Origin of the sequence: Streptomyces sp. NBC_01622 (assembly GCF_045209635.1) — a bacterium.
GTDB lineage: Bacteria > Actinomycetota > Actinomycetes > Streptomycetales > Streptomycetaceae > Streptomyces.
In genome coordinates this window covers 3409816-3428493 of sequence record NZ_CP109293.1, presented here as the reverse complement: position 1 = coordinate 3428493, position 18678 = coordinate 3409816, and the positions used below count along the sequence as shown (strand labels likewise).

Sequence of the window (18678 nt, the reverse complement as noted above, 5' to 3'; positions counted from 1 at the left end):
TGTCATGCGCGCGTCCGAAATAAGCAGGCGTGCCGTTCTCGCGGGCACCGCAGCCGCCGCTGCGCTTGCCACCGTGCCGGGCGTCACCACCACGGCGCATGCAGCGGCAGCCACCCCCTCCTACCGCTGGCGCAACGCCACCATCGGCGGCACCGGATTCGTCACCGGCGTCCTCTTCCACCCCTCCGTCCGCGGCCTCGCCTACGCCCGTACCGATATCGGCGGTGCCTACCGCTGGGACGACCGGACCGCCCACTGGACACCCCTCACCGATCAACTCGGCTGGGACGACTGGAATCTCCTCGGTGTGGAAGCCCTCGCCGTCGACCCGGCGCATCCGGACCGGCTGTACCTCGCCGTCGGCACCTACGCCCAGTCCTGGGCGGGCAACGGAGCCATCCTGCGCTCCGAGGACCGGGGCGCCACCTGGACCCGTACCGACCTCGCCGTGAAGCTCGGTGGCAACGAGGACGGGCGCGGTACCGGAGAGCGGCTGCTCGTGGATCCGCGTGACAGCGACACCCTGTGGCTCGGCACCCGACACGACGGGTTGCTCAAGTCCGCTGACCGGGGCGCCACTTGGACAGCCGCCAGCGGGTTCCCGGCTGCCGTGAGCGCAACCGGCCAGGGCGTCACCTTCCTCGTCGCCGTCGGCCGTGCCGTCTACGCCGGGTGGGGTGACGGCGATGGGAGCGCAACCGCCGTCAACCTCTACCGCACCACCGACGGCACCACCTGGGAGGCCGTCCCCGGGCAGCCCACCGGCACCTCCGCCAAGGTCCCGATCCGTGCCGCGTACGACGGCCACGCGCGCGAGTTGTATGTGACGTACGCCGACGCTCCCGGGCCCAACGGGCAGTCCGCCGGCAGTGTGCACAGGCTCGCGCCCGCCACCGGGCGCTGGACGGACGTCACCCCCGTCCAGCCCGGCGGCAGCGACACCTTCGGCTATGGCGGGGTCGCCGTCGACGCCCGTCGCGCGGGCACCGTCGTCGTCTCCACCAACAACCGCTGGGCGGCCGTGGACACCCTGTACCGGACCACCGACGGTGGCCTCACCTGGACGTCCCTCAAGGACTCGGCTGTCTTCGACGTGTCCGAGACTCCTTTCCTCAAGTGGGGTGCGGATGAGCCGAAGTTCGGCTGGTGGATCCAGGCCGTCGCCGTCGACCCCTACGACTCCAAGCACGTCGTCTACGGCACCGGCGCCACCCTCTACGGCACCCGTGACCTCACGCACTGGGCACCGCGGATCCGTGGTCTGGAGGAGACGTCCGTGATCCAGCTGATCTCGCCCCCGGTCGGGGAGGCGCACCTGATCAGCGCCTCGCGGGACATCGGCGTGATGTACCACGAGCGGCTCACGGCGTCTCCGTCGCGCGGCATGGCGACGAACCCCGTGTTCGGGTCGGCGACGGGAATCGCGCAGGCCGCGGGCAGGCCGGCGTATGTCGTCCGCACGGGCTGGGGCGACAACGGCAACGGTGCCTACTCGGGCGACGGCGGCCGGACCTGGGCGCCCTTCGCTGCCCAGCCCTCCCTCGCCCACGACGCACCGGGGCCGATCGCCACCAGCGCCGACGGCGGTACGCTGCTGTGGTCCTTCGTGCACTGGGACGGCACGAAGTACGCGGCTCACCGCTCGGCGGACAACGGCGCGACCTGGTCCGAGGTCTCCTCCTTCCCGAAGGGCGCCACGCCGGTCGCCGACCCGGCCGACCCGACGCTCTTCTACGCATACGACACCGACACAGGAACGCTATACGCCAGCACTGACAGTGGCCTTTCGTTCACTGCGCGTGCGGATGGGCTGCCCGCCGGGGACAGTCAGTTCCAGCTGGTCGCGGCGCCGGGCAGGTCCGGTGACCTGTGGCTGAGTGTGAAGTGGAACGGGCTCTACCGGTCCGTCGACGGCGGTGCGAGCTTCAGCAAGGTCGCCGGCTGCTGGGCCTCCTACACCCTCGGCTTCGGCAGACCCGCCCCCGGCGCCGACTACCCGGCGATCTATCAGGTCGGTTCGACCGAGACCATCACCGCCGTCTACCGCTCCGACGACGAGGCGAAGACCTGGGTGCGGATCAACGACGACCGGCACCAGTGGGGTTGGACCGGGCAGTGCATCACCGGTGACCCGCGCGTGTACGGCCGTGTCTACCTCGCCACCAACGGGCGCGGCATCCAGTACGGGGAGCGGATCTGATGCCTCAGCTCGGTGACGCCACCCGTGGCCGCGTCCTCTTCGGCGGCGACTACAACCCCGAGCAGTGGCCCGAGGAGACCTGGCCCGAGGACGTCCGGCTGATGAAGGACGCAGGCGTCAACTCCGTCACCCTCGGCGTCTTCTCCTGGGCGAAGCTCGAACCCGAGCCGGGAGCAAGGGAGTTCGGCTGGCTCGACCGGCTGATGGATCTGCTGCACGACAGCGGGATCGGGGTCGTGCTCGCCACGCCCACCTCCTCCCCGCCGCCGTGGCTGGGCCGCCTCCACCCGGAGACCCTGCCCCGGGACGCCGACGGCCGGATCGAGTGGTGGGGCGGACGCCAGCACTTCTCGCACTCCAGCGCCGTCTACCGCCGGCACGCCGCCGCCATCACCGAGGCCCTGGCCGCCCGTTACGCCGGCCACCCCGCCCTCACGATGTGGCACATCAACAACGAGTACTGCACCTTCGACTACGGCGACGAGGCCGCCGTCGCCTTCCGCCGCTGGCTGCGCGCGAAGTACGGCACGCTCGACGCCCTCAACTCCGCCTGGGGCACGGCGTTCTGGAGCCAGGGCTACGACACCTGGGACGGCGTTCTGCCCCCGCGTCACGCCCACTACCTCAACAACCCCACCCAGGTGCTCGACTTCCGGCGCTTCACCTCCGACATGCTCCTGGAGTGCTACACCGCCGAGCGCGACATCGTCCGCCGGCACACCCCGCACCTCCCGGTCACCACCAACTTCATGCCGCTGTGGGTCGGTCAGGACGCCTGGCGCTGGGCCGAGGAGGAGGACGTCGTCTCGGTCGACCTCTATCCCGATCCGCGCGACCCGCTCGGCGCCCAAAGTGCCGCTCTCGTACAGGACTTGACCCGCTCGCAGGCGCGCGGCCCCTGGATGCTCATGGAACAGGCGGCCGGATCGGTCAACTGGCGCGGGGTGAACCACCCGAAGCCGCGCGGCCTCAACCGCCTCTGGTCCCTCCAGGCCGTGGCCCGAGGCGCCGACGCCGTCTGCTACTTCCAGTGGCGCCAATCCCGGCAGGGCGCCGAGAAGTTCCACTCCGGGATGCTCAGCCACGCGGGGGAGCGGGGCCGCACCTTCCAGGAGGTCAAGCAGCTCGGCGCCGAACTCGCCCGTATCGGCAACGAGGTGACGGGTACTCACATCCCCGCCGACATCGCGATCCTGCACGACTGGCACGCCTGGTGGGCCGGTTCCCAGGACGGCCGCCTCTCCACCGAGGTCGACCACCCCGAGGTCGTCCGCGCCTGGCACCGCGCCCTGTGGGAGTCCCACCTCACCACGGACTTCGCCCACCCCGAACACGACCTGTCCGCCTACGAGTTGGTCGTCGTCCCGCAGCTCTACCTCCTCACCGACACCGCGATCGACAACCTCCTCGCGTACGTCCGCGGCGGCGGCACCCTCGTCTGCGGCTTCCTCACGGGGATCGCAGACGAGGACGACCGGGTACGGCCCGGCGGCATGGACGCCCGGCTCCGCGAACTGTTCGGCATCCGCACCCTGCACGAGTGGTGGCCGCTGGACCCCGGGGAGACCGTCGAGTGCGAGGGCTTCCGCGGGACGCTCTGGTCGGAGGAGATCGAACCCGAGGACGGGGCCGCCGACGAGGCGATCCCGTACAAGGGCGGAGAGTTGGAGGGGCTGCCGGCCGTGCTGCGCAAGGGCCGGGCCTGGTACGTCTCCACGCTCCCCGAGCCGTACGCGCTCCGCGCCCTGCTCGCCCGGGTCGCCGCCGAGGCGGGGGTCCGCCCGGTGCTCGAAGGGCTTCCGGTGGGCGTCGAGGCCGTACGACGCGGCGAGCTGCTGTTCCTGCTCAACCACGGACGCGAACCGGTGACCGTCGAAGTCCCGGGCCGCCACGACGACTTGCTCACCGGCACGACCGCCGAGGACGAACTCACCCTCGGCCGTTACGGCGTGGCGGTGCTACGGCCATGACCGGTCGCCCTGCACAGGAGAGCCCCGTCCACGGCACCTGGGAACCCCTCCCCGCCACCCGCTGGGAGGACGCCTACCTCAGCGGCAACGGCCACCACGGCGCCCTCGTGTTCGGCGATCCGAGCGACGACCGTGTCATCGTCACCCATCACACCCTCGTCCGCCCGAACGGCTCCGAGCACGCCCGGCCCCCACGCCTCGCCGCCCGACTCCCCGCACTCCAGGACCGGTTGCTCGCCGGTGACCTGACGGCCGCCGAAGACTTCACGGACGGCCGCCCGATCCAGTGGGTCCAGCCCTTCCACCCCGCCTTCCGGACACGACTGCGCAGCCGGTCGACCGCCGACGCGGAACGCGACTACCACCGCTCCGTCGACTTCACCACCGGCGAGACCACCGCCCACCGCGGCGACTGGCGCAGCCGCGTCTTCGTCTCCCGCGCCGACGACGTGATCGTCCAGCACGTCACGGCCCCCGACCTCACCCTCGACCTCGCCCAGGAGCACCAACTCCCGGGCGCACCGGCAAGGTTGACCGTCGGCCACGGCACACTCCTCACCCCCGACGGTGCCCTGCTCAACCTCCGTGTCCGCTACCCCGACAGCGACCGCGCCTACACCGGAGTGACCCTGGCCGTGGTCACCGGCGGCACAACTCGACTCGCGCCGACCGGAGTTCGCGTCACCGGTGCCACCGAGGTCCTGCTCCTCACCCGCGTGCGACGCCACACCGGCGAACTGGACGTCGCGGCGGAGACCCGAGCCCTGCGTGCCCTGCTGCCCGACGAGCGGCACGGGCACCTCTACGACACCCTCCTCGACCGTCACCTCGCCCTCCACCGCACGGCCTACCGCCGCGTCACCCTCGATCTCCGGGCCGAAGCGACCGAACGCGCCCTTCCCGGCTCCGAGTTGCTCAAGCGGCCCAGTAGCCCCGCCCTCCTGGAACGCCTCTTCGCCGCAGGCCGCTACCACCTCCTCTCCGCCGGCGGCCTGCTCCCGCCCCGCCTCACCGGCCTGTGGACCGGCGACTGGAACACGGCCTGGTCCGGGGCCTTCACCAACGACGCGAACCTCAACCTCCAGACCGCCTCGGCCGCGAGCGCCGCACTCCCCGAAGTCACCGACGCCCTTGCCTCCCTGATCCATCGTCAGCTCGATGACTGGCGGGAGAACGCCCGTGCCGTGTTCGGTGCCCGGGGCGTCGTCGCGCCCGCGCACACCGACGGCGAGTCCGGGCTGTCGTACCACTTCAGCCGTGAGTACCCGCTCCAGCTGTGGACCGCGGGCGCGGACTGGTTGCTCAAGCCGCTCGTCGACCACGACGAGACGCGCGGCGCACGCGACCCGCGCACCGCCGCCGCGCTCGCCGAAGTCGCCCTGTTCTACGAGGACTTCCTGACCCGCGCCGACCCGGACGGGCACCTTGTCGTCGTCCCCTCCTACTCACCGGAGAACCGTCCCGCGAACGGCAGTTGGGGCGCGATCAACGCGGCGATGGACCTCTCCGCGGCCCGGCACGCGCTGCGCACCGCCGCCGACTACCACCCCGGCACCCCGGAGGCCGAACGCTGGCGCGCCCTCGCCGACCGGCTGCCGCCGCACCGCGTCAACGCCGACGGCGCCCTGGCCGAATGGGCCTGGCCGGGCCTGGAGGACACCTACGACCACCGCCACCTCAGCCATCTCTACGGCGTCTGGCCCCTCGACGAGATCAACCCCTACGACACCCCGGAGCTCGGGAAAGCCGCCCATCGCGCCCTCCAACTCCGGGGCGCCGAGAACGATTCGGCGCACGGCCACCTCCACCACGCGCTCGTCGCCGCCCGGCTTCGCGACGGCGAACGGGTCGCGCACGCCCTCGGCCAGGTCCTCGACGGCGACTTCTTCCACGCCTCGCTGATGAGCGCGCACTACCCGAACCGCGACGTCTACAACGCGGACGCCGCGCACACCCTGCCCGGTGTGCTGATCGAGACGCTGGTGCAGTCGACCCCGGACCGGCTGGTCCTGCTGCCCGCGCTGCCCGCGGCGTATCCGCAGGGGCAACTCACCGGCGTACGCACGAGGTTCGGGGCGGAGCTCGATCTCACCTGGACGCCGGACACGGCCGTCGCGGTCCTCCGCCCCTCCCGCACCCACCGCGTCGAACTGCGGACTTCCTCCGGCACCCAGCCGCTCGAACTCGTCGCCGGAGAAGACCGCGTCCTCACCCTGGGGGCGCGGTAGCCACACGCAACTCCCCCCACCCATGGAAGGGACACCATGGCAACACGCACCCGCAGCAGGCTCGTCATGGCCCTGCTGGCCCCCGCCCTTGCGCTCGGCGCCACCGTCGGCCTCGCCTCGGCCCCCGCCTCCGCCGCCGTCTGGAGCTCCTGCGACCAGTGGGGCAGCACGACCCTGAACGGCTACACGCTCTACAACGACATCTGGGGCTCCGGCGCCGGCACCCAGTGCATCTGGGCCAACTCCGGTACCAACTGGGGAGTCACCGCCAACCACCCCAACACCGGCGGCATCAAGGCCTACCCCAACGCCAAGAAGGTGATCGGCAAGTCGATCACCTCGCTCGGTTCGCTCAAGAGCAGCTACAACGTCACGGTGCCGTCGTCCGGCGCGTACAACACGTCGTACGACATCTGGGACACCAACTACGCCTACGAGATCATGCTCTGGGTCAACAAGACCGGCGCGGTCGGCCCGCTCGGCACCTCGCAGGGCAGCCTGACGCTGGGCGGCTCCACCTGGACCGTCTACAAGGGCAACAACGGCAGCAACGACGTGTTCTCGTTCGTGCGCAGCTCCAACTCCTCGTCCGGGACGATCGACATCCTGCCGATCCTGAAGTGGATCAAGGACACCAAGGGCTGGTTCGGCAACGTGACCATCGGGGACCTGCAGTTCGGCTTCGAGATCACGTCCTCGTCAGGCGGGCTCGCCTTCACCACCAACAGCGAGAGTGTCACCAGTAGTTGACCCACTCCAGTACCGCTCAGCCGCCCGGTCACCGCACACCACGGGGGCCGGGCGGCTCCGCGACGACGAGCCCCGCGACCCAGCAGCCGAGAGCTGCGAGCACGAGGGCGCCGACCGCCGGGTTGACGTAATCGGGAACGGTGTCGGACACGAAGCCGCCGCCGCCCTTCGTCTCGCAGACGAACCGCAGCGGGACATAGTCCACCGAGTAGCTGATGACGTTCGAAGTCCGCTCGTCGTACTGCCCGTTGACCGTACGGCAGGGCGGCAGCGGCGCCGAGCCGGTGCCGCCGTCCCCCACCTCCAGCAGCGCGCCCATGATGTGGAGCAGACCCCAGAGATACAGAGCGAACGCGACCAGGCCCGCCGCGCCGGCGAGCTTGCGTAAGACCATCGGAGGAGTCCACCAGAACAAGATCGGCACGGCTGTGACGGAGCCCACAGTTCCGCGCAACGGAACCGTCACGGCCCGGAAGGGCTGCCCAACTCCCCTCCGCACACGGCTACTCCGCCACCGGCAGCGTCGTCCCGTCCCGCAGGAACAGCGGAATCCGGTCCAGCGGGGCGTCGACCGTGACAGCCGTGCCACCCTCGTACGTCTCGCCCGTCCACGCGTCCGTCCACCACGCGCCCGCCGGGAGATACGCCGTACGGACCGTGGCACCGGCCGTCAGCACGGGGGCGACCAGCAGGTCCGGGCCGAAGAGATACGCGTCGTCGACCGACCAACTCGCCGGGTCCTGCGGGAACTCCAGGAACAACGGCCGCATCACCGGCAGCCCCTCCTCGTGCGCGGCCCGCATCACATCGAGGACGTACGGCCGCAGGCGCTCGCGCAGCCGCAGGTACTTCTCCAGGATGGGGAGGGCCTGATCGCCGTACGACCAGACCTCGTTGGGGCCGCCCGTCATGTCGGGGCCGAGCGGCATGCCCGGGTCGCGGAAACCGTGCAGGCGCATCAGCGGGGACAGCGCGCCGAACTGGAACCAGCGGACCATGACTTCCTGGTACGCCGGGTCGTCCGGGTCGCCGCCGTGGAAGCCGCCGATGTCCGTGTTCCACCAAGGGATGCCGGACAGCGCGGTGTTGAGACCGGCGGCTATCTGGCGGCGCAGAGTCGGGAAGTCGGTGCCGATGTCACCCGACCACAGCGCGGCGCCGTAACGCTGACTGCCCGCCCACGCCGAGCGGTTGAGGGTGATGATCTCGTCGTCACCCGAGCCGGAGGCCCGCAACCCCTCATGGAACGTACGGGAGTTCTCGGCCGGATAGAGGTTCCCGACCTCCAGACCCGGGCCCGCCCAGTAGCGCAGGTTCTCCTGGAAGCCCGGCTTCAGCTCGGGCTCGCAGGCGTCCAGCCAGAAGGCCGTGATGCCGTACGGCACAAGGTAGTTGTCCCTGATCTTCGACCACAGGAACTCGCGGGCCTCGGGGTTGGTCGCGTCGTAGAAGGCGACCTGGACGGTCGACGCGACCCCCTTGTCCGGCCAGTCGGCGTGGGCCATCGGCCCGTACTGGGTGCCGATCAGATGGCCGCGCTGCTCCAGCACCGAGTGGTTCTCGCTGAGCGGGGAGACGGACGGCCAGACGCTCACCACCAACTTCACGCCCAGCTCGTCGAGTTCGCGGACCATGGCCGCCGGGTCGGGCCACTCCGCCGGGTCGAACTTCCAGTCGCCCAGGTGCGTCCAGTGGAAGAAATCGCAGACGATCGCCGACAAGGGCAGCTCGCGGCGCTTGTACTCCCGTGCCACGGCGAGGAGTTCGGCCTGGGTGCGATAGCGCAGCTTGCACTGCCAGAAGCCCGCCGCCCACTTGGGCAGCATCGGCGTACGGCCCGTCACCGCGCTGTAGCGGCGCTGGCCGTCGGCCGGGTCGCCGGCGGTGATCCAGTAGTCGATCTGCCGGGCCGAATCGGCCACCCAGCGCGTGCCGTTGCCTGCCAGCTCGACGCGGCCGATCGCCGGGTTGTTCCACAGCAGGGTGTAGCCGCGGCTGGAGACGAGCACCGGGATACCGACCTCGGCGTTGCGCTGGACCAGGTCGAGGACCAGCCCCTTCTGGTCCAGCTTCCCGTGCTGGTGCTGCCCGAGGCCGTACAGCTTCTCGTCCTCGTAGGCCGCGAAGCGCTGTTCCAGGCGGTGATGACCGTTGCCGACCGCCGTGTAGAGCCGCGAGCCGGGCCACCAGAAGTGGGCGCGGGCCTCCGCGAGGAGCTCGGCGGAGTCCTCGGTGCGCAAGAAGCGGATCAGGCCCTCGGCGTCGACGTGGACGGTCAACCCGCCCACGGTCAGGGTCCCTTGGCCCTCCTCGATCTTGACGCTCGCCTCGGTGGTCGGCGCCTCGTCCAGGAGCGCGCCCGGCAGCCCGTCGAGCAGCGGGCCGCCGAGCCGGGCCCGGACCCGGACCGCGTCCGGACCCCAGGGCTCGATCCGAACGGTCTCCTGACGCCCGCTCCACTCCAGCGCGCCGTCCCGCTCGCGGAAGGTGCCGAGGGTGGGGGAGGACTGCGCGAGGCTGACCTTGGGCTGGTTTCCGGCAGGCTGATTCACGAGAGGGCTCCTGTGAGGAGTGCAGACGGAGGAGTTGCAGACATGGCGGTGCCCTGGCGGCGGCGCAGGGGTGGAACTCCGGGTACGGAAAAGGCTCAGGACGCGGCGGGCGCCGGCCCCGTACTCGCCCGCACCGTCAACTCCGGTGCGATCAGCACGACTTCGTCGCTGCCGCGGCCGTCCAGCTTGGCCACCAGGTGCTCCACGGCGTAACGCCCCATCTCCTGCGCGGGGATGGCCACGGACGTCAGCCGCACCGAGGCCTGGGTGGCGACCTGGTCGGGGCAGACCGCGACCACCGACACGTCCTCCGGCACGGCCCGGCCCTGCTGGCGCAGCAGGGCGAGCAGCGGCTCGACCGCCGACTCGTTCTGCACGACGAACCCCGTGGTGCCGGGGCGCTCGTCGAAGATCCGGGCCAGTGTCACCGCCATCGCGTCGTACCCGCCCTCGCACGGCCGGTGCAGTACCCGGAGGTCCAACTCCCGTGCCCGGGACCGGAGTCCGTCGAGGGTGCGCTCGGCGAAACCGGTGTGCCGCTCGTAGACCGCGGGCGCCTCGCCGATGACAGCGATGTCGTGGTGACCGAGCTTCGCGAGATGCTCGACGCACAGCGCGCCGGTCGCCCCGAAGTCGAGGTCGACGCAGGTCAGTCCGGTGGTGTCGGCGGGGAGGCCGATGAGCACGGACGGCTGGTCGGTGCCGCGCAGCAACGGCAGCCGCTCGTCGGCGAGTTCGACGTCCATCAGGATCATCGCGTCGGCGAGCCCGCTGCCGGTGACCCGGCGTACCGCGTCGGGGCCCTCCTCGCCGGTGAGCAGCAGCACGTCGTAGCCGTGCAGGCGGGCGGTGGTCGCCACGGCGATGGCGATCTCCATCATCACCGGGACGTACATGTCCGTGCGCAGCGGCACCATCAGCGCGATGATGTTCGACCGGCTGCTGGCCAGGGCGCGGGCGCCCGCGTTCGGGTGGTAGCCCAGCTCGCGGATGCTCTGCTCGACCCGCTGCCGGGTGGCTCCGGAGATGGACCGCTTGCCGCTGAGGACATAGCTCACCGTGCTCGCCGAGACTCCGGCGTGCTGGGCGACCTCGGCGAGGGTGACCATCCAGCTCTCCAAGCTTTGTGAAGCGCTTCGACAGTGCGCGTTGCTGACAAGGGCGGGTGAGGGTGGTTCGACACTAGCTTCAGGCGGTGTGGGTGTCCATAGGTTGTCGAAGCGCTTCGACACTTTCTCCGGAAGCCGGGCTCAGCGGGAGGCTCCCGGGATTCTCCGCTCGGGGAAGGCAACCTCCGGCCGGGTCGGCGGCCACTGGGAGGTCGTAGACGAACCGTCCCCCGGAAGGACCCCCGATGCAACACCGCAGACCCCGCCTCTCGAAGAAGGCGAAGGTGCTGGCCGCCGCCTCGGTCGCGCTCACGGCCCTCGCCGGCGTGACCGTCGCCCAGGCGGGCGAGTCGAGCAAGAAGTGCGGGGCCTTCGACACCGTCACGCTCGGCAAGTACTACGTGAACAACAACCTCTGGGGCCAGGACAAGGCCACCGGCAGCCAGTGCGTCTGGGACAACTCCCAGTCGGGGTCCACGATTTCCTGGGGCACGTCCTTCAGCTGGGCGAACAACGGCAAGGGCACCGACGCGGACGTGAAGTCTTACGCCAGCACCGTCCTCGGCTGGCACTGGGGCTGGAAGGTCGAAAAGGCGACGACCGGTCTGCCGATCCGCGTCGGCGACCGCAAGCCGGTGAAGACGACCTGGGACTTCACGCTCAACTCCAACCCGGGCACGCTCGACGTCGCCTACGACCTGTGGCTGCACGCCAAGAACACCGCCGACTGGGCGGATCAGCCCACCGACGAGATCATGATCTGGCTCAACCGGCAGGGCGGCGCGGGCCCGCTCGGCACCAAGTACGGCAGCGTCAGCCTCGACGGCGCCATGTGGGACATCTACCAGGGAAACATCGGCTGGAACGTGTACTCCTTCGTGCGTCGGGCCAACACCACCAAGGCCACGCTCGACATCGACGACTTCACCCAGGCCCTGGTCCGCCGCAAGCTGCTGAGCAACGACAAGTACCTCTCCGGCATCGAGTCCGGCACCGAGGTCTTCAAGGGCTCGGGGCGCCTTGACACCAAGGCGTACTCCGTCGACATCGGCTGAACGGACGCACGAAGGGTGGCCGCTTCGCGGCGGATCGGGTAGATACGAACGGGTAGCACCCATCGGTAACCACAGAGCGCCGAGGGTCCGATTCGCGGCGAGGTGAGCCTCATGTTCGCTCCACCCAGCAAACCCACCGTCACCGAGCGGGAAGCCCGGCAGGTGGCCGAGGCCGCCCGGGAACAGGACTGGCGCAAGCCCAGCTTCGCCAAGGAGCTGTTCCTCGGCCACTTCCGGCTCGACCTCATCCACCCCCACCCGCTCCCGCCCGACGAGGACGTGCGGCGCGGCGAGGAGTTCCTCGCCAAGCTGCGCGTCTTCTGCGAGACGGAGATCGACGCCGCCCGCATCGAACGCGAGGCCCGCATCCCCGACGAGGTCATCGCCGGCCTCAAGGAGCTCGGCGCCCTCGGCATGAAGATCGACACGAAGTACGGCGGCCTCGGCCTCACCCAGGTGTACTACAACAAGGCGCTGGCCCTGGCGGGCTCGGCCTGCCCGGCGGTCGGCGTGCTGCTCTCGGCACACCAGTCGATCGGCGTACCGCAGCCGCTGAAACTGTTCGGCACGGACGAGCAGAAGGCGGAGTTCCTGCCGCGCTGTGCCCGCACCGACATCAGCGCCTTCCTGCTCACCGAACCGGACGTCGGCTCCGACCCGGCACGGCTCGCGACCAGCGCGGTGCGGGACGGGGACGCGTACGTGCTCGACGGTGTGAAGCTGTGGACCACCAACGGGGTCGTCGCCGACCTGCTGGTCGTGATGGCCCGGGTGCCCAGGTCCGAGGACGGCAAGGGCGGCATCACGGCGTTCGTCGTGGAGGCGGACTCGCCCGGCATCACCGTCGAGAACCGCAACGCCTTCATGGGCCTGCGCGGCATCGAGAACGGCGTCACCCGCTTCCACCAGGTCCGGGTCCCGGCCGCGAACCGCATCGGCCCCGAGGGTGCGGGCCTGAAGATCGCCCTCACCACCCTCAACACCGGCCGCCTCTCCCTCCCCGCGTCCTGCGTCGCGGCCGGCAAGTGGTGTCTGAAGATCGCCCGCGAGTGGTCGGCGGCCCGTGAGCAGTGGGGCAGGCCGATCGCCGAGCACGAGGCCGTGGGCAAGAAGATCTCGTTCATCGCGGCGACGACCTTCGCCCTGGAGGCCGTACTCGACCTGTCCAGCCAGATGGCCGACGAGGACCGCAACGACATCCGCATCGAGGGCGCGCTCGCCAAGCTCTTCGCCTCCGAGATGGGCTGGCTCATGGCCGACGAGCTGGTCCAGATCCGCGGCGGCCGGGGCTTCGAGACGGCGGAGTCCCTCGCGGCCCGCGGCGAGAAGGCGGTCCCCGCCGAACAGGTCCTGCGCGACCTGCGCATCAACCGCATCTTCGAGGGCTCGACCGAGATCATGCACCTGCTCATCGCCCGCGAGGCCGTCGACGCCCACCTCACGGTCGCCGGCGACCTCATCGACCCGGACAAGTCCCTTTCGGACAAGGCGAAGGCGGGCGCGAACGCGGGTGTCTTCTACGCCAAGTGGCTCCCGAAGCTGGTCGCGGGCAGCGGCCAACTCCCCGGCACCTACGGCGAGTTCCGCCACGGCATCGACCTCTCCCGGCATCTGCGCTACGTCGAGCGAGGCGCCCGCAAACTGGCCCGCTCCACCTTCTACGCCATGTCCCGCTGGCAGGGCCGCATGGAGACCAAGCAGGGCTTCCTGGGCCGGATCGTCGACATCGGCGCGGAACTCTTCGCGATGAGCGCGGTCTGCGTCCGGGCCGAACTCCTGCGCACCCAGGGCGATCACGGCCGCGAGGCCTACCAACTCGCCGACGCCTTCTGCGAACAGTCCCGCATCCGGATCGAGGAACTCTTCGGCCGGCTGTGGACCAACACCGACGACCTCGACCGCAAGGTGGTCAAGGGAGTCATGCGCGGCGCGTACACGTGGCTGGAGGAGGGCATCGTCGACCCGTCGGGCGACGGACCCTGGATCGCCGACACGACCCCGGGCCCGTCCAAGGCGGAGAATGTGCACCGACCCGTCAACTGACCCAGGATCAGCAGTACTTGTCGCTCGGATCCCGCGTCGTCCAGGAGCAGGTGTCGACCTTGCTGCCGCTCGCTCTGGTCAGCGTCGCCGTGTCACTGGTGTTGTTCCAGACGTAGGCGGCGCGACCCTGGTACGTGTTCGACGCGGTGTCCGAGCCCTTGCCGGTGTGCACCTTGATGTACTTGCCGGCGCCGATCTTGATGTTCTTGAAGACGTAGCGGTGGTTCGAGACGTCCTTGAGGACCCACCCCTTGAGCGAGATCGCCGACCGGCTGGTGTTCTTGATCTGCACCCACTCGCCGTTCAGGCTCGTGTTGGACCGGTTGTCCGAGCCCGGGCTGTCGAACCAGACGTGGTAGATCGTGACCCCGCCGGCGGCCTCGGCCGGGGTGCTCAGGAGTGTGCCGGTGAGTATCGCGGCGCCCGCGAGCGCGGGCAGGGCAGCGCGTATCCGCATGGAGAATCCCCCCAGGATGTCGTCCACTGGCCGGTCGTCCACCGGCGCAGGACTGAAGTGTTATCACATGACCTTCACGTCATATTCACAAAGGGGGATTTCCCTTCAATCACCGACGAGAGCCGATAAGCCACCCGCCCGAGGGAACCGCTGTCCACCTGGCCACCCGTTGCGGCAACAATGGAGGGATGAGCGACAGTCCAGCACCCCTCGCCGACCCACATCTCGTCTACGACCCCGTCGTGGGCGACGGTCCCAAGGCCCTGGTGATCCTCGGCTCCACCGGGTCCATCGGCACCCAGGCCATCGACCTCGTGCTGCGCAACCCGGACCGCTTCCGGGTCACCGCACTCTCCGCCAACGGCGGCCGGGTCGGGCTCCTCGCCGAGCAGGCGTACCGGCTCAGGGTGCGGACGGTCGCGGTCGCCCGCGAGGGCGCCGTACCGGCACTGCGCGAAGCGCTCACCGCGCAGTACGGCACCGGGGAGCCGCTCCCCGAGATCCTGGCAGGACCGGACGCGGCCACCCAGGTCGCCGCCTCCGACTGCCACACCGTGCTGAACGGCATCACCGGGTCCATCGGTCTCGCGCCCACCCTCGCCGCCCTGGAGGCGGGCCGCGTCCTCGCGCTCGCCAACAAGGAGTCGCTCATCGTCGGCGGCCCGCTGGTGAAGGCGCTCGCCAAGCCCGGCCAGATCATCCCGGTCGACTCCGAGCACGCGGCCCTCTTCCAGGCCCTCGCGGCCGGCACCCGCGCCGACGTCCGCAAGCTCGTCGTCACCGCGTCCGGCGGCCCCTTCCGCGGCCGTACGAAGGCGGAACTGGCGAACGTGACGGTCGAGGACGCCCTCGCGCACCCCACCTGGGCCATGGGCCCGGTGATCACGATCAACTCCGCGACCCTGGTGAACAAGGGGCTCGAAGTGATCGAGGCGCACCTGCTGTACGACATTCCTTTCGATCGCATTGAGGTGGTCGTGCACCCGCAGTCGTATGTCCACTCGATGGTGGAATTCACGGACGGATCGACGATGGCCCAGGCGACGCCCCCCGACATGCGCGGGCCGATCGCCATCGGGCTCGGCTGGCCCGAGCGGGTCCCGGACGCGGCGCCCGCGTTCGACTGGAGCAAGGCCTCGACGTGGGAGTTCTTCCCGCTCGACACGGAGGCGTTCCCCTCCGTCGGCCTGGCCCGGCACGTGGGACAGCTCGCGGGCACGGCCCCGGCGGTGTTCAACGCGGCGAACGAGGAGTGCGTGGAGGCGTTCCGCGCGGGCGCGCTGCCGTTCAGCGGAATCATGGAGACGGTGACACGGGTGGTCGCAGAACACGGGACACCGGCCACGGGAACCTCGCTCACCGTGCCGGACGTCCTCGAAGCGGAGACCTGGGCGCGTGCCCGGGCCCGCGAACTGACAGCGCAGACGACCACGGCGAACGCGGAGGCGCGTGCATGACAGCCCTGATGATGATCCTCGGCATAGTCGTCTTCGCGGTCGGCCTGCTGGTCTCGATCGCCTGGCACGAGCTGGGGCATCTCTCCACGGCGAAGCTCTTCGGCATCCGGGTGCCCCAGTACATGGTCGGCTTCGGCCCGACCATCTGGTCCCGGAAGAAGGGCGACACCGAATACGGGTTCAAGGCCATCCCGTTCGGCGGCTACATCCGCATGATCGGCATGTTCCCGCCCGGCGACGACGGCCGGATCACCGCCCGGTCCACCTCGCCCTGGCGCAGCATGATCGAGGACGCCCGCTCGGCGGCCTTCGAGGAACTCCAGCCCGGCGACGAGACCCGCCTCTTCTACACCCGCAAACCCTGGAAACGGGTCATCGTGATGTTCGCGGGCCCCTTCATGAACCTCATCCTGGCGGTGGCGCTCTTCCTCACCGTCCTGATGGGCTTCGGCATCTCGCAGCAGACCAACACGGTCAGCTCGGTCTCCCAGTGCGTCATCGCGCAGAGCCAGAACCGCGACACCTGCAGGTCGACCGACCCGGCCTCCCCGGCCGCCGCGGCAGGCCTCAAGGCGGGCGACAAGATCCTCAGCTTCAACGGCGTGAAGACGACGGACTGGAACAAACTCTCCGACCTGATCCGCGCCGCCCCCGGCAAGACGGTCGCGATAGTCGTCGAGCGCAAGGGCCAACTCGTCACCCTGCACGCGAAGATCGCGAGCAACCAGGTCGCCAGGAAGGACTCCAGCGGCCAGATCGTCCAGGGCCAGTACGTCACCGCCGGCTTCCTCGGCTTCAGCGCGGCCACCGGCATCGTCCGCCAGGACTTCGGCGACTCGGTCACCTGGATGACCGACCGCCTCGGCGAGGCCGTCAACTCCGTCGCCGACCTCCCCGGCAAGATCCCGGCCCTGTGGAACGCGGCCTTCGACGGCGCCCCCCGCCAGGCCGACTCCCCGATGGGAGTGGTCGGCGCGGCCCGCGTCGGCGGCGAGATCTTCACCCTCGACATCCCGCCGACCCAGCAGCTGGCCATGGCCCTGATGCTGGTCGCCGGCTTCAACCTCTCCCTGTTCCTCTTCAACATGCTCCCGCTGCTCCCGCTCGACGGCGGGCATGTCGCGGGCGCCCTGTGGGAGGCGCTGCGCCGCAACCTGGCGAAGGTGCTCAAGCGCCCGGACCCGGGTCCGTTCGACGTGGCGAAGCTGATGCCGGTGGCCTACGTGGTGGCGGGGATCTTCGTCTGCTTCACCCTGCTCGTGCTGGTGGCGGACGTGGTCAACCCGGTGAAAATCTCCTAGTCATTCGTAGTTTGCGGCGGCCTCACGTCCTTGATGCGAGGCCGCCCTCCATTGAGTGGGTTTACGGCCGATGGGGGTCCCCCCGCCGAGTGCATTCGAGGTGGGGGAGTGCTCGGGCCCGCACGCTTGACGTAATCTCGAAGCCTGGAGCCCGCTGTTCCGGGACCGGGGCCTTGATCCACGACTTGGGGTTGCACAGCAGATGACTGCGATTTCTCTCGGCATTCCGTCCGTTCCGACCAGGCTCGCCGAGCGCCGCAAGAGCCGGCAGATCCAGGTCGGATCCGTGGCGGTCGGCGGCGACGCGCCGGTGTCCGTGCAGTCCATGACGACCACCCGTACTTCGGACATCGGCGCCACGCTCCAGCAGATCGCCGAGCTGACCGCGTCCGGCTGCCAGATCGTCCGCGTGGCCTGCCCCACGCAGGACGACGCCGACGCGCTCTCCACCATCGCCCGCAAGTCGCAGATCCCGGTGATCGCGGACATCCACTTCCAGCCGAAGTACGTCTTCGCCGCGATCGAGGCCGGCTGCGCCGCGGTCCGCGTGAACCCGGGCAATATCAAGCAGTTCGACGACAAGGTCAAGGAGATCGCGCGGGCCGCGAAGGACCACGGCACCCCGATCCGCATCGGCGTGAACGCGGGCTCGCTGGACAGCCGACTGCTGAAGAAGTACGGCAAGGCGACCCCGGAGGCGCTGGCCGAGTCCGCCCTCTGGGAGGCGTCCCTCTTCGAGGAGCACGACTTCCGGGACATCAAGATCTCGGTCAAGCACAACGACCCGGTCGTGATGGTCGAGGCGTACCGCCAGCTCGCGGCTCAGTGCGACTACCCGTTGCACCTCGGGGTCACCGAGGCGGGCCCGGCGTTCCAGGGCACGATCAAGTCGGCCGTGGCCTTCGGCGCGCTGCTCTCGCAGGGCATCGGCGACACCATCCGCGTCTCCCTCTCCGCGCCCCCGGTCGAGGAGGTCAAGGTCGGCAACCAGATCCTGGAGTCGCTGAACCTCAAGCCCCGCCGCCTGGAGATCGTCTCCTGCCCCTCCTGCGGCCGCGCCCAGGTCGACGTCTACAAGCTGGCCGAGGAGGTCACGGCGGGCCTGGAGGGCATGGAGGTCCCGCTGCGCGTGGCCGTCATGGGCTGCGTGGTGAACGGTCCGGGCGAGGCCCGCGAGGCAGACCTCGGCGTCGCCTCCGGCAACGGCAAGGGCCAGATCTTCGTCAAGGGCGAGGTCATCAAGACGGTCCCCGAGTCGAAGATCGTCGAGACCCTGATCGAGGAGGCGATGAAGATCGCCGAGCAGATGGAGGCGGACGGGGTGGCTTCGGGGGAGCCGACGGTCGCGGTGGCCGGCTGACAGGCGTGACTGCGTGATGGTCAGCCCGTCCGGCGTTTGAGGACGAGGCTGTCCAGGCCGAAGCGGGGGCCTGGGGGCGGCAGCCCCCAGACGCCCACTTCCCCCACCCCCCCACAAGAGAAGCGAGCGCCAACACAAGGCGGCACCGCTCAGCTTCCGCAGGTACAGTGCGGAGATCAGCAGACCCTCAGGGTGA

The 18678-nt window shown here is 70.0% G+C and carries 13 protein-coding genes; 9 read left to right on the top strand and 4 right to left on the bottom strand.

Translation table 11 applies throughout. From position 1 onward, the window contains the following. The first annotated feature begins 4 nt into the window (after positions 1-4). Genes OH768_RS15165 through OH768_RS15150 form a run of 4 tightly spaced genes read left to right on the top strand, consistent with a single transcriptional unit; the run spans position 5 to position 7148 of the window. Positions 5-2200 carry a 1,4-beta-glucanase gene (locus OH768_RS15165; RefSeq protein WP_406453909.1) on the top strand — a complete coding sequence of 732 codons (2196 nt, stop codon included), beginning with the start codon at positions 5-7 and terminating at the stop codon, positions 2198-2200. Next, positions 2200-4170: a beta-galactosidase gene (locus OH768_RS15160; protein ID WP_406453907.1), complete on the top strand. Its 1971-nt coding sequence runs from the start codon at positions 2200-2202 to the stop codon at positions 4168-4170. The genes OH768_RS15165 and OH768_RS15160 overlap by 1 nt, the downstream gene beginning before the upstream one ends. Next, on the top strand, positions 4167-6398 hold the full coding sequence (locus OH768_RS15155; protein ID WP_406453905.1) for a glycosyl hydrolase family 95 catalytic domain-containing protein: 2232 nt from the start codon (positions 4167-4169) through the stop codon (positions 6396-6398). Before OH768_RS15160 ends, OH768_RS15155 begins: the two co-directional genes overlap by 4 nt. A 36-nt stretch (positions 6399-6434) precedes the next feature. Beyond that, complete coding sequence (locus OH768_RS15150) at positions 6435-7148, top strand: GH12 family glycosyl hydrolase domain-containing protein (RefSeq protein WP_019074788.1); 714 nt, start codon at positions 6435-6437, stop codon at positions 7146-7148. Between the two features lie 28 nt (positions 7149-7176). On the opposite strand, the gene OH768_RS15145 is transcribed toward OH768_RS15150, so the two are convergent. From OH768_RS15145 to OH768_RS15135, 3 genes are all read right to left on the bottom strand, one after another. Beyond that, positions 7177-7542: a hypothetical protein gene (locus OH768_RS15145; protein ID WP_406453903.1), complete on the bottom strand. Its 366-nt coding sequence runs from the start codon at positions 7540-7542 to the stop codon at positions 7177-7179. A 109-nt stretch (positions 7543-7651) separates the two neighbouring features. Next, positions 7652-9700, bottom strand: coding sequence for a TIM-barrel domain-containing protein (locus OH768_RS15140; RefSeq protein WP_406453901.1), 2049 nt, complete (start codon positions 9698-9700; stop codon positions 7652-7654). 95 nt (positions 9701-9795) lie between these two features. Beyond that, positions 9796-10809 (bottom strand): LacI family DNA-binding transcriptional regulator, encoded by a 1014-nt coding sequence (locus OH768_RS15135; protein WP_262059187.1) that lies wholly within the window; start codon positions 10807-10809, stop codon positions 9796-9798. A gap of 245 nt (positions 10810-11054) precedes the next feature. Between OH768_RS15135 and OH768_RS15130 the strand changes: the two genes are divergently transcribed. Further along, positions 11055-11864: a GH12 family glycosyl hydrolase domain-containing protein gene (locus tag OH768_RS15130; protein ID WP_406453899.1), complete on the top strand. Its 810-nt coding sequence runs from the start codon at positions 11055-11057 to the stop codon at positions 11862-11864. A 111-nt stretch (positions 11865-11975) separates the two neighbouring features. Further along, complete coding sequence (locus OH768_RS15125) at positions 11976-13907, top strand: acyl-CoA dehydrogenase family protein (RefSeq protein ID WP_406453897.1); 1932 nt, start codon at positions 11976-11978, stop codon at positions 13905-13907. Between the two features lie 7 nt (positions 13908-13914). Here OH768_RS15125 and OH768_RS15120 read toward each other — a convergent pair whose 3' ends face one another. After that, entirely contained in the window at positions 13915-14364 is a 450-nt protein-coding gene (locus tag OH768_RS15120) for a lamin tail domain-containing protein (RefSeq protein WP_406453895.1), read from the bottom strand. A gap of 188 nt (positions 14365-14552) precedes the next feature. On the opposite strand from OH768_RS15120, the gene dxr reads away from it, so the two are divergent. From dxr to ispG, 3 genes are all read left to right on the top strand, one after another. Further along, complete coding sequence (dxr, locus tag OH768_RS15115; protein ID WP_406453893.1) at positions 14553-15821, top strand: 1-deoxy-D-xylulose-5-phosphate reductoisomerase; 1269 nt, start codon at positions 14553-14555, stop codon at positions 15819-15821. Positions 15822-15829: 8 nt separating this feature from the next. Continuing rightward, positions 15830-17122: a M50 family metallopeptidase gene (locus tag OH768_RS15110; protein ID WP_406465275.1), complete on the top strand. Its 1293-nt coding sequence runs from the start codon at positions 15830-15832 to the stop codon at positions 17120-17122. Positions 17123-17324: 202 nt separating this feature from the next. Further along, positions 17325-18482 (top strand): flavodoxin-dependent (E)-4-hydroxy-3-methylbut-2-enyl-diphosphate synthase, encoded by a 1158-nt coding sequence (gene ispG / locus OH768_RS15105; protein WP_406453891.1) that lies wholly within the window; start codon positions 17325-17327, stop codon positions 18480-18482. The last annotated feature ends 196 nt before the right edge of the window (positions 18483-18678 follow it).